12 protein-coding genes are annotated in these 13678 nt (G+C 72.0%); 4 read left to right on the forward strand and 8 right to left on the reverse strand.

The features are described 5' to 3' along the window. Positions 1-73 precede the first annotated feature (73 nt). The 4 genes from FFT21_RS23240 (at position 74) to FFT21_RS30760 (ending at position 5770) form a co-directional block, all read left to right on the forward strand. Positions 74-1696, forward strand: a complete 1623-nt coding sequence (locus FFT21_RS23240) for an AMP-binding protein (RefSeq protein WP_137816059.1) — start codon at positions 74-76, stop codon at positions 1694-1696. 90 nt (positions 1697-1786) lie between these two features. Then, positions 1787-4309 carry a DEAD/DEAH box helicase gene (locus tag FFT21_RS23245; RefSeq protein WP_137816060.1) on the forward strand — a complete coding sequence of 841 codons (2523 nt, stop codon included), beginning with the start codon at positions 1787-1789 and terminating at the stop codon, positions 4307-4309. Between the two features lie 22 nt (positions 4310-4331). Beyond that, complete coding sequence (locus tag FFT21_RS23250) at positions 4332-5507, forward strand: FAD-dependent monooxygenase (protein ID WP_137816061.1); 1176 nt, start codon at positions 4332-4334, stop codon at positions 5505-5507. Positions 5508-5539: 32 nt separating this feature from the next. Beyond that, positions 5540-5770, forward strand: a complete 231-nt coding sequence (locus FFT21_RS30760) for a TMEM175 family protein (protein ID WP_137816062.1) — start codon at positions 5540-5542, stop codon at positions 5768-5770. Positions 5771-5903: 133 nt separating this feature from the next. On the opposite strand, the gene FFT21_RS23260 is transcribed toward FFT21_RS30760, so the two are convergent. From FFT21_RS23260 to FFT21_RS23290, 8 genes are all read right to left on the reverse strand, one after another. Next, positions 5904-6851: a PaaX family transcriptional regulator gene (locus FFT21_RS23260; RefSeq protein ID WP_225978670.1), complete on the reverse strand. Its 948-nt coding sequence runs from the start codon at positions 6849-6851 to the stop codon at positions 5904-5906. Between the two features lie 166 nt (positions 6852-7017). Then, on the reverse strand, positions 7018-8175 hold the full coding sequence (locus FFT21_RS23265; RefSeq protein ID WP_192909702.1) for an alkaline phosphatase family protein: 1158 nt from the start codon (positions 8173-8175) through the stop codon (positions 7018-7020). A 57-nt stretch (positions 8176-8232) separates the two neighbouring features. After that, positions 8233-8754: a VOC family protein gene (locus tag FFT21_RS23270; protein WP_137816063.1), complete on the reverse strand. Its 522-nt coding sequence runs from the start codon at positions 8752-8754 to the stop codon at positions 8233-8235. A gap of 30 nt (positions 8755-8784) precedes the next feature. Beyond that, on the reverse strand, positions 8785-9555 hold the full coding sequence (locus FFT21_RS23275; RefSeq protein WP_192909703.1) for a class I SAM-dependent methyltransferase: 771 nt from the start codon (positions 9553-9555) through the stop codon (positions 8785-8787). Next, positions 9467-10783 carry an MAB_1171c family putative transporter gene (locus tag FFT21_RS29290; protein ID WP_192909704.1) on the reverse strand — a complete coding sequence of 439 codons (1317 nt, stop codon included), beginning with the start codon at positions 10781-10783 and terminating at the stop codon, positions 9467-9469. The genes FFT21_RS23275 and FFT21_RS29290 overlap by 89 nt, the downstream gene beginning before the upstream one ends. Before the next feature lie 4 nt (positions 10784-10787). Further along, positions 10788-11216, reverse strand: a complete 429-nt coding sequence (locus FFT21_RS23280; protein ID WP_225978671.1) for a zinc metalloprotease — start codon at positions 11214-11216, stop codon at positions 10788-10790. A 134-nt stretch (positions 11217-11350) separates the two neighbouring features. Continuing rightward, the gene (locus tag FFT21_RS23285) at positions 11351-11818 is read right to left on the reverse strand and encodes a hypothetical protein (protein ID WP_137816066.1); all 468 of its coding nucleotides are present in this window, start codon (positions 11816-11818) and stop codon (positions 11351-11353) included. Between the two features lie 272 nt (positions 11819-12090). Beyond that, positions 12091-13299, reverse strand: a complete 1209-nt coding sequence (locus tag FFT21_RS23290) for a lytic transglycosylase domain-containing protein (RefSeq protein WP_225978672.1) — start codon at positions 13297-13299, stop codon at positions 12091-12093. Positions 13300-13678 lie beyond the last annotated feature (379 nt).

Genomic DNA, 13678 nt, shown 5'->3' on the forward strand with positions numbered 1-13678 from the left:
ACGCGACGTTCCAGGCGAGTGCATCAGGCATCGCCGGCCCGCGGGGTTCCGGATCGGAAAGGAGACCGCGCTGGTGAACTCGTTCTCTCGGGCCCTCCGCGGGTCGGCGCACGCGATCCACGGCGTCCGTGTCCTGTCCCGGGCGGGCCTGGTGCGCCCATCCCACCTCGGCCAGGCGCTGTCCCGACTGACCGAGGTGCGCCGGTGGGGACCGCTGGCCGGGTCGGTGCGGCGGGCGGCCCGGATGGCACCTGACACCGTGGCCCTGATCGACGAACTCGGCTCGTCCACCTACGCCGACCTGGACCGGCGGTCGAACGCGCTGGCCCGGTCGCTGCGCCGATGGCGGTTCCGCCCCGGGCAGACCATCGGAGTGCTCTGCCGGGACCACGGCTGGATGGTGGAGACCCTGGCCGCGTGCGCCAAGCTGGGCATCGACGCGCTGCTGCTCAACACCGGGCTGGCCGCGCCGCAGCTGGCCGACGTGGTCAGGCGGGAGAACGTGGGACTGCTGATCCACGACGAGGAGTTCTTCCCCGCCCTCGGCGAGGTGCCCCCGACCCTGCCCCGGGTGCTGGCCTGGTCCGAGACGCCGCGGCCGGGGTGGCCGACGGTGGAGGAACTGATCGGCAAGTCGCCCGCCGACGACCTGCCGGAGCCGGAACGTCCCGGTTCGGTGGTGTTGCTGACCAGCGGCACCACCGGACGGCCCAAGGGCGCCCGCCGGGAGCTCAAGTCCGGCCTGGTCGCCGCCGACTTCCTGGACCGGGTACCGCTGCAGACCGGCGAGCGTTACTTCGTGGCCGCGCCGCTGTTCCACGGGGTGGGCTTCTCCCAGTTCGTGCTCACCCTGGCGCTCGGGTCCACGCTGGTGGTGCGCCGCCGGTTCGACCCCCTGACCGTGGTGCGCGCCCTGCACAACCACCGGTGCACGGCGCTGGCGCTGGTACCCACCATGCTGCAGCGCATCGTCGACCTGGGTCCGGACACCCTGGCCGGGTTCGACCTGTCCAGCCTGCGTATCGTGCTCACCTCCGGCTCGGCGCTGCCCACCGCGCTGGCCACGCAGGCGATGGACGTGCTCGGCGACGTCCTCTACAACCTGTACGGCTCCACCGAGGTGGCGGTGGCCAGCGTGGCCACCCCCGGAGAGTTGCGGGCGGCGCCGGGTACCGTGGGCCGCCCACCGGGCAACTGCACGGTGCGGCTGTACGACCGGCAGGATCGGCCGATCCGGGATCCCAACACCGTGGGCCGGATCTTCGTGGGCAGCGACCTGGCCTTCGGCGGCTACACCGGCGGCGGCCGCAAGGACGTCATCGACGAGCTGATCGGCACCGGGGACCTGGGCCACTTCGACGAGAACGGGCTGCTGTTCATCGACGGCCGGGAAGACGACATGATCGTCTCCGGCGGGGAGAACGTGTTTCCCGGCGAGGTGGAGGACCTGCTCGCGAAGCACCACAAGATCAAGGACGTGGCGGTGATCGGCGTGCCGGACCCCGAGTTCGGCCAGCGGTTGCGCGCGTTCGTGGTGCCCATCCCCGGCGCCCAGGTCGACCCGGAGGGGTTGAAGCGGTTCGTGCGCGCCTCGCTGGCCCGGCACAAGGTGCCCCGCGACGTGCTGCTGGTACCGAGCATCCCGCGCAACGCCACCGGCAAGATCCTCAAACGCAAGCTGGCCGAACGGGCGTAACCGGCCGGGGTGTCGCGTCCGCCACGGCGAGCGGCGGAAACGGCACCCCGGCTACCGATGCCGGCGCCGTCCAGGCACGATCGAGGCATCATGACGCTCATCGACCAGTTGCCGGACAACCCGGACCCGGACGCCCTCTTCGACGCCTTCTCCTCCTGGGCGGAGAAACAGGGTTTCACCCTCTACCCCACCCAGCAGGACGCGCTCATCGAGATCGTCTCCCGGTCCAACGTCATCCTCAGCACCCCCACCGGGTCCGGCAAGAGCATGGTCGCCACCGGTGCGCACTTCACCGCCCTCGCGCACGGCCGCCGCACCTTCTACACCGCGCCGATCAAGGCGCTGGTGTCGGAGAAGTTCTTCGCGCTGTGCGAGGTCTTCGGCCCGGCCAACGTCGGCATGCTCACCGGCGACGCCAGCGTCAACGAATCCGCCCCGATCATCTGCTGCACCGCGGAGATCCTGGCCAACATCGCGCTGCGGGACGGCGCGGATGCCGACGTCGGCCAGGTGGTGATGGACGAGTTCCACTTCTACGCCGAACCGGACCGGGGCTGGGCCTGGCAGGTACCGCTGCTGGAACTGCCGCACGCGCAGTTCCTGCTGATGTCCGCCACGCTCGGCGACGTCACCTTCTTCGAGAAGGACCTGACCCGCCGCACCGGCCGGGTCACCACCACGGTGCGTTCCGCGGAACGCCCGGTGCCGCTGCACTTCCGCTACGTCACCACGCCGCTGCACGAGACGCTGGAGGAACTGCTCGCCACCCACGACGCGCCCGTCTACGTCGTGCACTTCACCCAGGCCTCGGCGGTGGAGCGGGCGCAGGCGCTGATGAGCATCAACGTGTGCACCCGCGCGGAGAAGGACGCCATCGCCGAGGCGATCGGCGGCTTCCGGTTCGCCGCCGGGTTCGGCCGAACGCTGTCCCGGCTGGTGCGGCACGGCATCGGCGTGCACCACGCGGGCATGCTGCCCCGGTACCGGCGGCTGGTGGAGCGGCTGGCCCAGGCCGGCCACCTGAAGATCATCTGTGGCACGGACACCCTGGGCGTCGGCATCAACGTGCCGATCCGCACCGTGCTGTTCACCGCGCTGACCAAGTTCGACGGCACGCGCACCCGGCACCTCAAGGCCCGCGAGTTCCACCAGATCGCCGGCCGCGCCGGCCGGGCCGGCTACGACACCGTGGGCAACGTCGTGGTGCAGGCGCCCGAGCACGTGATCGAGAACGAGAAGGCACTGGCCAAGGCGGGGGACGACCCGAAGAAGCGGCGCAAGGTGGTGCGCAAGAAGCCGCCCGAGGGGTTCGTGTCCTGGGGCGAGAAAACCTTCGAGAAGCTGGTCGAGGCCGAGCCCGAGCCGCTGACCTCCAGCTTCACCGTCACCCACGCGATGCTGCTGAACGTCATCGCCCGGCCGGGCAACGCGTTCGAGCACATGCGCCACCTGCTCACCGACAACCACGAGAGCCCGCCCGCACAGCGGAGGCACATCCTCCGCGCCATCGCCATCTACCGGGCCTTACTGGCCGCCGGGGTGGTCGAGCGGATCGACCCGCCGGACGAGCAGGGCCGCATCGTCCGGCTCACCGGCGACCTGCAACTCGACTTCGCGCTCAACCAGCCGCTGTCGCCGTTCGCGCTGGCCGCGATCGACCTGCTGGACCGGGAAGCCGCCGGTTACCCACTGGACGTGCTGTCCGTCATCGAGTCCACTCTGGACGATCCACGGCAGGTGCTGTCGGCGCAGGAGTTCAAGGCCAGAGGCGAGGCCATGGCCGAGATGAAGGCCGAGGGCATGGAGTACGAGCAGCGGATGGAACTGCTCGACGACATCAGCTACCCCCAGCCGCTGGCCGAGCTGCTGGAGGCCGCCTACACCACGTACCGCCGCGGCCACCCGTGGGTGGCCGACCACCGGCTGTCGCCCAAGTCGGTGGCCCGCGACCTGTACGAGCGGGCAATGAACTTCCCCGAGTACATCCGGTTCTACGGGCTGGCCCGCTCCGAGGGTGTGGTGCTGCGCTACCTGGCCGACGCGTACAAGGCGCTGCGGCAGACCGTGCCCGAGGAGGCCAAGACCGACGAGCTGAACGACGTGGTCGAATGGCTCGGCGAACTGGTCCGCCAGGTGGACTCCAGCCTGCTGGACGAGTGGGAGCGGCTGCTCGACCCGGAGGCCGCGCCGAGCGCGGACGTGGTGGACCAGGGACCGCCGGCGGTGACGGCGAATCGGCGGGCGTTCCGCGTGCTGGTGCGCAACGAGATGTTCCGGCGGGTGCAGCTCGCCGCCCGGCGGGACTACCAGGCGCTGGGCGAACTGGACGCGGACGACGGCTGGGACGCCGAGCGGTGGGCCGAGGCCGTGGAGCCGTACTTCGACGAGCACGAGGAGATCGGCACCGGGCCGGACGCCCGCGGCCCCGCGCTGTTCCTGGTGGACGAGCGGCCCGACCGGTGGGAGGTGCGGCAGATCTTCGCCGACCCGGCCGGGAACCACGACTGGGGCATCAACGCCGAGGTCGATCTCGCGGCATCCGACGAGGCCGGCGGCGCGGTGGTCCGGATAACCTCCGTGGGCGAGCTCGGCGGGGGCTGGCAGGACGGCTGACGCGGACATCACGGGGGGGACCATGACGAAGGCGCTGATCATCGGTGCGGGTATCACGGGCGCGGTCACCGCGATGGCGCTGCGCAAGGCCGGCATCGAGGCGGTGATCTACGAGGCGTATCCGACCGGGGCCGACGACATCGGCGCGTTCCTGACCATCATGCCCAACGGCCTGACCGCGCTGCGGGCCGTCGAGGCCGACCAGGTGGTGCGGGACAACTCCTTCCCCGCCCGGAGCATCGAGGTGTTCCGCGGCGGGAAGCAGGTGGGCGCGCGGCCGCTGGGCGGAGGCGCGGATGGCCCGCGCACGCTCAAGCGCGCCGGGCTGTACCGGGTGCTGCACGACGAGGCCGCCCGGCGCGGCATTCGCCTGGAACACGGCAGGCGGCTGACGCGCGCCGAGGTCACCGTCTCGGGCGGCGTGGTGGCGGGCTTCGCCGACGGCAGCACGGCCGAGGGCGACCTGCTGGTCGGCGCGGACGGCATCCACTCGACCACGCGGACGATCATCGACCCCGTCGCGCCACCGCCCCGCTACACCGGTCTGAACATCCTCTACGGCTACACGCGCGCCACGTCGTTCCCGCCGGCGAGCGACGCGTACCGGATGATCTACGGCAGGCGGGCGTTCTTCGGTTACACCACCGCGCCGGACGGCGAGACCTGGTGGTTCGCCCGGCTGCCCGGGGCCGAGCGGGGCAAGGACACCACGGGTGAGCAGTGGAAGCGACTGGCGATCGAGGCGTTCGCCGGGGACGACTCCCCCGCCGTCGACATCGTCCGCGCGACCGGGGACGACGTCATCGGCGGCAACTCCTACGACGTTCCCTCCACGCCGAACTGGTACCGCGGGCCGCTGGTGCTGGCCGGCGACGCCGCGCACGCCGCGTCCCCCGCGGCCGCGCAGGGCGCCTCGATGGCCGTCGAGGACAGCATCGTGCTGGCCAAGTGCCTGCGCGACCTGCCCGGTGTCGAGGAGGCGTTCGAGACGTACGTGCGGCTGCGCCGGAACCGGGTGGAGCGGCTCGTGGCGGCCAGCGCGGAGCAGGCCAGGAACGCGAGTCCCGGCCGCCTCCGGCGGATCCTCCGTGGACTCCGGCTGCCCGCGGTGTTCAATCGGAACCGAGGAAACCCCCGTGGCTGGCTGTACGACCACCACATCGACTGGGACACACCGGTCACGCTCGGCGCCGAGTGAGGTGGCCGCCGCCGAACGAGCGAGGGGAACCGATGGACGCGAACACCTCCCGGCTGGAATCCTTCAGCGACGGCGTGTTCGCCGTGGCGATCACCCTGCCGGTTCTCCAGATCACGGTGCCGGAGGTGGAGTCGGGCCACCGGGCACGACACCGAGGTCGCCGCGGCCACGCTCGGCGTGGCGATGACGCTCATGGGAGTCAGCTTCGCCGCGCTGTGGACCTACGCGGTCCGGCATCCACGGCTGCCGCAGCCGGCCGTTGACCTGGCCAAGGCGCGGGCCACCGTTCCGCGATTCGCTGGCTGCTCACTTACGAAGGCGCCCTGCCGCCTACCCTCTTCCCGATCGAGAACGTCGCTCCGTGAGGGTGGCGCCTTGGCCGCCACCGCGCGGCCGTCAGCCCACCGCCGTCGCGTCGGAGCGATGGTGTGTGGCCAGCGGGGCAAGCTCGGGCGTGTAGCGGGCAAGGATCTGGCGCACGCGGTGTTCCGCCAGCGGACCGAGGGCGTCATACGTGGAAACGAACAGTTCCCGGGCCTCCGCCCGTGGCCATCCTTCGGGCAGCAACTCGTCGGGCAGTTCCGGATCCAGGCCCGGGAAGCTCCGCCACTGGTTCATCACCTCGGTGCGGGCGACCAACGCCTCGCTCGGCGACACCGTCCCGGCGAGAGTCCGTTCCCGCAGCGCCCGCGTCCGCGCGATGAAGGAGTCGTACTCGGCCCGCAGCACGTCGAGGTCCCACGCGTGCTGTGGCAGGCCACCGTCGGGCATCCCGGGCACCGTCGTCGCCCGGAACACGGTGGCCGCGTCGACGCCCAACTCGGCGAGCCGCTCGGTCGCCTCGGCGGTGTGGTCGCGAGGCGACACCCAGACGCCGTCGTACAGCGGCGCGAAGCCCAGCCACCGCAACTGTTCCCGCAGCAGATGGCGGGACGCGCGGCTGTGCTCCGGGATGGAGAACGCGACCACGCTCCACATGCCGTCCCAGTCCGGTGTGGACCGTCCGAAGGAGAAGATGCGCCGCGCGCCGTCGTCCAGGATCGCGGCCGCGCGGTCGCTCAGCCGGTGGAACGTCCGCCGCCCCTGCTTCGAGGTGACCAGCAGGCCGTTGCGCACCAGCCGGCTCAACGCGGCCCGCGCCGCCGCGTCGCTCACCCCGAACTCGGCGAGCAGGGTGACGATGCCGGCCGACGGCAGCGATTCGGTGCGCCGCCACCAGTAGTCGCCGAGCAGGGTCAGCAGCAGCCGAGGTGGCCGGCGGGCCGAGGCACCACTGGCCAGCGCCGGGGCGTCCCGCCCTTGGAGGTTGACCTCGTCCTCGGTCACCGACAGGTCGACAGTCACGCATTGAGGGTACGTCGCGGTGCCGTGCGGTCCCCGGCCCGCGCGGCAACATATGACATCTCCGGTTACACGCGTGCACCGACTCGTCAGAACAGTCGCCCGGGCGGCGCGGGGAGCGGGCCGCGAGGCCGGTTCCACCCGGCGAAAGCAGGCCGGGCCAATGATCTCACGAGCGGTGGACCAGCAGCGGCACGAGTTGCTCGTCCGCGGTGAGCGAGCCGTGCTGGCCGAGCATCCGGGTCAGGATCGGCTCGACGGCGGACCGGACGATTCCGGTACGGCCCCGGCAGGCGACCACGAGGTCGCCGATGCGCTGCCGGGCGTGGTCGGCGACCTCCGGGCCGAACCAGCCGGCGTCGACGGCCTCGTCGCGGGTGAGCACCCAGGCGCGGTCGCCGAGCACGTCCCGCCAGGCGGCGTGCACGTCGGCGGTGGCGCCCGGTTCGGCGTAGACGTGCCGCACCCGTACCTCGCCGCCCACCAACCGGACGCCCTCGGTCAGCGCCGGCTCGGTGTCGACGTCGACGCGGTTCTCCTCGGGCACGGTGACCATGCCGTGGTCGGCGACCACCACCAGGGCGGCGTCCGCGGGCAGTGCCTCGGCGATGGTGGCGGCCAGCCGGTCGATGTGCTCCAGTTGCAGCCGCCAGGCCAGCGATCCCGGGCCGTAGACGTGCCCGAGCAGGTCGAGATCGCCGTGGTAGGCGTAGCAGAGCCGGCGCCCGTCCGCGTCGAGTGCCGCGGCCGCGGCCACCGCCAGGTCGCCCAGCGCGAAGACCCCGCTGGTCTCCCCGCCGCGGAGCGCCGCCCGGGTGAGGCCGCTGCCCTGGAACTGGTGGGGCACCGCGAGCCGCACGCGCACGCCGTCCGCGGCGGCCCGCTCCAGCGCGGTCGGTGCCGGTTGGGCGTTCTCCGGCACGAACTTCTCCCGCAGGTCCACCTTCTTGCCCTGACCGTGCGTGGTCCAACCGAGGACGTCCAGCAGGTCGCCGTCCGGGGTGCGGAACGTGTAGCCGACGATGCCGTGCGCGCCGGTGGGCGAGCCCGTGCCGATCGCGGTAACGCTGGTCGCGGTGGTGGCCGGGAACCCGGCGGTGATCGGCTCGCGGCCCTCGGCCAGCTCGGCCAGGAATGGGGCGTGCGCGGCGTGCTCGCGCAGCAGCCGCCAGCCCAGCCCGTCGACGAGCAGGACACAGGCCGCGCGCAGCGGGGCCAGCCCGAGCGGGTTGCGCCCACCGGGTACGCCGAGGGCGGCGAGTACGGAGGGCAGCACGTCGGCGAGCGCGCCGTCGCCGTAGCGGGGCACCAGTGGCGTGTCCGTCACGCCGCGAACGTAGGCGCGGCCCGATCCGCGGTCAACGCGGCGGCTCGGTCCGCGCGCTCACCTGTCGAGCAGGGGCCGGCCCTCGAAGCGGCCGAGTTCCTCGCGGTAGAACTCGATGCCGACGCCGTTCGGGTCGCGGATGTAGAGGCTGTTCTCCACGCCGCGGTCCGGGCCGAGGTACTCGATCCCCTCGGCGTCCAGCTTGGCTTTGATCTCCGCGAAGTGCTCTGCGGAGGTGGACAGCGCGATGTGCTGCACCGCGCCGATGGTTTCCATGAAGTCGGGGTGGTCGTGCCCGGGGAAGTCGAAGAACCCGAGCAGGTTGCCGTTGCCGATGTCGAAGAAGAAGTGGCTGGAGCCCGCGTAGTCCCGGTTCTCCACCAGTTCCACCAGCGGGAAGCCGAGAAACTCCTGGTAGAACCGGATGGTCCGCTCGACGTCCCGGCAGATCAGCGCGATGTGGTGGACGCCCCGCACCGGCGTGGCCGGCCGCGACTCGGCCGGTCGCAGGTACTCCGCGCGCAGTTCCTCACGCCGGGCACGGACCCGCTCCAGCTCGGCTCCCCGTGGTTGCGGCATCGGGCACCTCCTCGTGGATGGACTACCCACTCACGCGGCTGACTCCTCATCGGCAGGTCGGCGACCCCAGGCGTAGATGGTGACCTGAGGGATGTCCACGAAGGCCGGATCGTCCAGCAGAGCGAAGAAGCCGTCCAGGTCCGCCTGGTCGATCAGGCCGTCCTCCACCATGGCCGGGCCGGCCTGGCTGATCAGCGGCCGCCACCGGTCCCTGGCGCCGTTGCCCATGCAGGCGAGGTTGCCGGTGAAACCGACCTCGGTGAGGCCGCTGCGAGCCAGCACCGCGGGCAGGCCGCGCGCCCAGGTCAGATCGGCCCCGTGCGCGGCGTACTTGCGCTGGTAGGCGGCCATGAGCCGGCGGACGAGAGGGAACGGCGAGGTCTCCGGGGCGAGCTGGTAGGGGTCCGCGACGACCAGCCAGCCGCCGGGCTTGAGCCAGCCGGCCGCCCTGGCGATCACCTCGTCCCGGCCGGGCAGGTGGCAGAACAGGTAGCGGGCGTGGATCAGGTCGAAGCTGCCGGGCCGGTAACCGCGGTCGGTGATGTCGGCCTGCTGGACCTCCAGGTTCGGTGCCCGGTCCGGGGCCAGGTACCGGGTGTCCACGTCGACGGCCACCACCCGCCCGCCCGGACACTGCCCGGCCAGCCAGTAGGCGACGGACCCGGCGCCAGCGCCGAGTTCCAGGCAGTCCCAGGACTCGGTGATCCCGAGGTCACGGAGTATCCCGGTGGTGTACGCGTCCACGCTCCGCTGGATGGACGCCAGCCGCTCCCGCTCCCCCGGCGAGTCCTTGCTCAACATGCTGGTCTGGTACGTGCTGGTCGCCCTGGTGCCGTCGGCCACCGCGCTGCTCCCCCTGTCGTTTCTCGGCATTCTGTTCGCTCGGGTCGAAGGACGCCACCGCCGCGCCACCGCGGGCACGCACCACGGCCAGCAGGAACGCGATCTCCGCGGGCAGGTCGTCACCCTGCGGGGCGGTACGCGGGTGCGGACCGGGCCGGGTGTCCTCGCCAGCCGCTCTGGCCCGGCTGGCGAACTGCAGCCAGCAGGCGGTGACGGCGGCTTCGATCTCGCCCTCCGGCACGCCGTGCGCGGCGACATGGGCGCGGGCCCGCTCGACGGTTTCGGTGTCCACGTGGTCGGCGAGGATCAGGATGGCGTCCCGGATCTCGATCACCCGCCGGTACAGCCGAAGGTAGGTGGTGCGCGGACCGCCGAACAGGTCACGGACCCGGACACCCGGCGGGCTCAGCGCGACGTGCGGAACGGTGCGCACCAGGTCCCGCCACAGCGGCCACAGCCGCCACAGGGCGGCCATGTTGCCGGTCCACCGGCGGGCCTCCAGGACCAGCGGCAGCGAGGCGCCTGCCGTGGTCAGCCACGCGGTGACACCGATGTTGAGCGGGAACAGCGCGCCCAGCCAGGCCGGGCGGGCCAGCAGGAAGCCGAGCACCACGGTCCAGAACGCCGCCGAGGAGGTGAAGCCGGCGGCGAGCAGCGCCAGGCCGGCGCGCAGCGGCCGGTCCTCCCTCGCCCGGTACGCGTACCGTCCACACAGGACGGCGCACGGGATGACCGCGACCAGGTGCGCGGCGATCAGCAACCACCAGAACGGGCTGTACCACGGCACGAACCGCGAGGTGACACAGCCGGAGTGCGGCGCGACGGTGAAGTTGAGGGTGACCAGCGCGGCGATCGTGGCGGCCATCAACCCGTAGACCGTCCACGGGCGACGGTCCGCGGTGGCGGCCAGCACGAAGTCCAGGATGAGCGCGGCGCTGAACACACCCCACGCGTTCATGAACAGGCCGCAGCTCTGCGCGAACACCAGGTTCCGGTTGATCAGCGCGGTGACCGGGTCCAGGTACACCGTGATCGAGCCGGCCAGACCGATCACCGCGAACAGCAGCATGCGCTGCTGCCGGGACCGCAGCGCGCCGGGCAGCCGCAGGAAGATGACCACCCACATCGCCGCCGCGCCGGACAACTCCACCTGGGTGCCGGCGTGGTAAAGGGACGCGATGTTCACGCCGCTACTCCCGGATTCCGAGGGCGATCTCGAGTTCCCCGCGCACGCCGGCCGACGGCGGTGGCGCGAGCGCCGCCGCCGCGGTGCGGATGAGGCTGGCCACGAGTTCGGCCTCCTGCTCCTGCTCGCTGGTGTAGTTGGTGCGCCCCAGGATCCGGCTGATCAGCGCCGGGCTGAGGTCCGGAAGCAGCTGGCGGATCGTGCCGTGCTCGTCGGAGTGGCCGGCCTCGTGCTCGCAGAGCATGTGGCCGATCTCGTGCAGCACGATGTGTTCCCGGTGGAACGAGGAGGTGTTCTCCTCGACGAAGATCTCGTCACGGGTGGCGGTGCCGATCCACAGGCCGCAGGCGCTGCCGGCGGCCCCGGCGGGCAGCACGCGTAGCTCGATCGGCCGGCCGCGGCGCTCGGCGAGTTCGGCGACCAGGGCCTCCACCGTGAAAGGCCGCGGTAAGCGAAGCCCGTTGACCAGCGCCCGGCATCTCCTCCGGACCTGCCGTGTGGTCATGTCCTCGCCGTCATCCCCCGTCCCGCAGCGGTGGAACGCGTGCCGAGCAGTATGCCGGATGGTCAACCGTCCGATCCCGGCCGCTCACGCTCGCCCTCCAGCGGAGGCAGCTTCTCGATCTTCCGCGCCTGGCTGAGCATGGTCAGGATCGAGTCCAGCGTCTCGTCCGACAGCCCCTCGGCTCGCAGCGCGATCGAGCGCACCTTCTGGTTGCGCAGCGCGAGAGCGAGTTCGAGCTGGCTGTCCACCCGGGCCGCGACCTCGTCGTTGAGAAAGTACTCCCTGGGCACCCCGAAGAACTCCGCCAACGTGGTCAACGTGCTCTGCGTGAGGTTGTGCTTCTTGCCGGTCGCCAGCTCCCAGAGGTACGTGCTGGAGATGGCCGACCCGGTGGTCTCGCGGATCTTCTGCGCCAGCTTGGCGAACCCCGGGCGGGTGCGCTCGTCCGGGTACAGCGTGGCGATCAGGTGGTTGATCTTTCGCGCGAGCTGGCCCTCCGCTGGGCGGTGCGCGCGCTGACCGAGATCCATGGCGGGTTTCCTTGGGGTCGACAGGCGGTCCGGAACACGGTTCCGTCCGCCATGGCGAACCATGGCGGTCGCCCAATTGTCAATGAGTTCGCCATAGTTGACAAGCACCGCCAGCAGGAGCTTATGATGATGGTGCGAGATCGTCCGCTTCAGCGGACAACCGGGTCTGAGGGTACCTGGGGGCTACTCAGCACCGGGGAACTCCGTCGGCGGGGGCCTCGTACCTGGGCGAACGTCCAGGTCGAGGTCCCCGCCGACGGTTCCGGGACGGCTCAGCCGGGCTGCGCCTGACCGGTCCCCAGCAGGCCGCTTGCCCCGCTTTCCGCCGGCTTACCGGTGTTGGGCGGCGGCGCGCCGGTCCCGGTGGTGGCCGCCGGGCTTCCGCCGATCCGCAGTGGACCAACGGTGAGCAGGTAGTCGTGGCACTGCGCGTCGGTGCGCAGGCCCAGCTTCACCGGGTCCAGGCCGAGCGCCCGCAGGTCGGCCAGGCACCGCGGGTCCAGCGGCGCCGGCCCCGGCGGCGGGTTGCCGCCGGGCCGGTCGCCGCCCGAGCCCCGCGGTGGCGGCCGGTTGTCGCCGGCCGGAGGCGGCGGGGGCGCCGCTTCGGCGGCCGGGGCCGGGCCGGGCGGCGCCGCGGGGCGCCCGTCGGCGGCCGCGACGGCCAGCGTGCCCACCGGGGCCACCGCGATCCCGGCCGCGTACAGCCGCATCCACAGCAGCACGGCCTGCACGTAGGCGGCCGACGGGTTGTACCGGTAGGCGGCCGCGGCGAGTTGACCCGGGTCGTTCAGGTCGGGCCCGCCGTCGCACAGGTAGCGCGCGGCCGACATCGCCGCGTCGAACACGTTGTTCGGGTCGGCCACCCCGTCGCCGCTGCCGTCCGCGCCGAACCGCCGCCAGGCGCCCGGGATGAACTGCATCGGCCCGACCGCCCGGTCCCACACCCGGTCGCCGTCCAGCGCGCCGCCGTCGGTGTCCGGGACCGCCGCGAACCCGTTGCCGCCGTCCAGCCGCGGACCGAGGATCGGCGTCAGCGTGCGGCCGGACGCGTCGACCCGACCGCCCCCGGCGTGGTTGCTCTCCACCCGGCCGATCCCGGCGAGCATCCACCAGCGCAGGTGGCAGCGCGGCTGGAGAAACGACTCCGCGCGGTCCGCCGACTGGTAGGCGGCCAGCACCGGGGCCGGAATGCCGCTCGCCGAGCCGGCGGCGATCGGGCTGGTCGGGGCGCCAGGCTGGGCCGGATCCGGAGGCTGGGGCAGCGGGTACGGCCCGCGCGGATCGGGCGCGGCGGCCCGAACCTCCGGGGCGCGCGGGTCCGGATCGCCGGCCGCGGCGAGGCCGGCCCTCGTGCCGCTCTGCGCCGGTAACAGCGGGACGGTGGACACCAGCACCGCGCCGACCGCGGCCGCGCGAGCGCCGGAACGCCAGCGTCTCGCCCGCCTTGCCCGCCTCGTCTTCTCCGACCGCCGGATTTCCACGTCACCTCCACGATCGCGGTTTCCCCGTGTCCGCTGAGGACAACGGGTGTACGGCAGGCTCAACGACCGGACCCCGCATCCAGTGGCGGGGTGTTTGCCGCTTTCCGTCAGCGGGCCGACCGTCGCGGTGTTCACCTCGGCGGGAGGTAAGGCGGAGCGCAGGTACTTCCGCGCACCGGAATAACGGTGATCAAACGGAAGAATTGGCCAGCGTCGCATCCGCCGGCCCATAGCAGAATGTTCGCCGCATCATCTCAGAGCGTTATTCAGAGCCCTTACCAGCCAAGTCGGTAGAACTCCAGTGCGGTGACGATTCGGATGACATTCGGAAGCTCGGCGAGGCGCCCTCGAAAGCCGGTGGCAAGTATCTTCCAGTTCT

Source organism: Gandjariella thermophila (genome assembly GCF_005405885.1).
Lineage (GTDB): Bacteria > Actinomycetota > Actinomycetes > Mycobacteriales > Pseudonocardiaceae > Gandjariella > Gandjariella thermophila.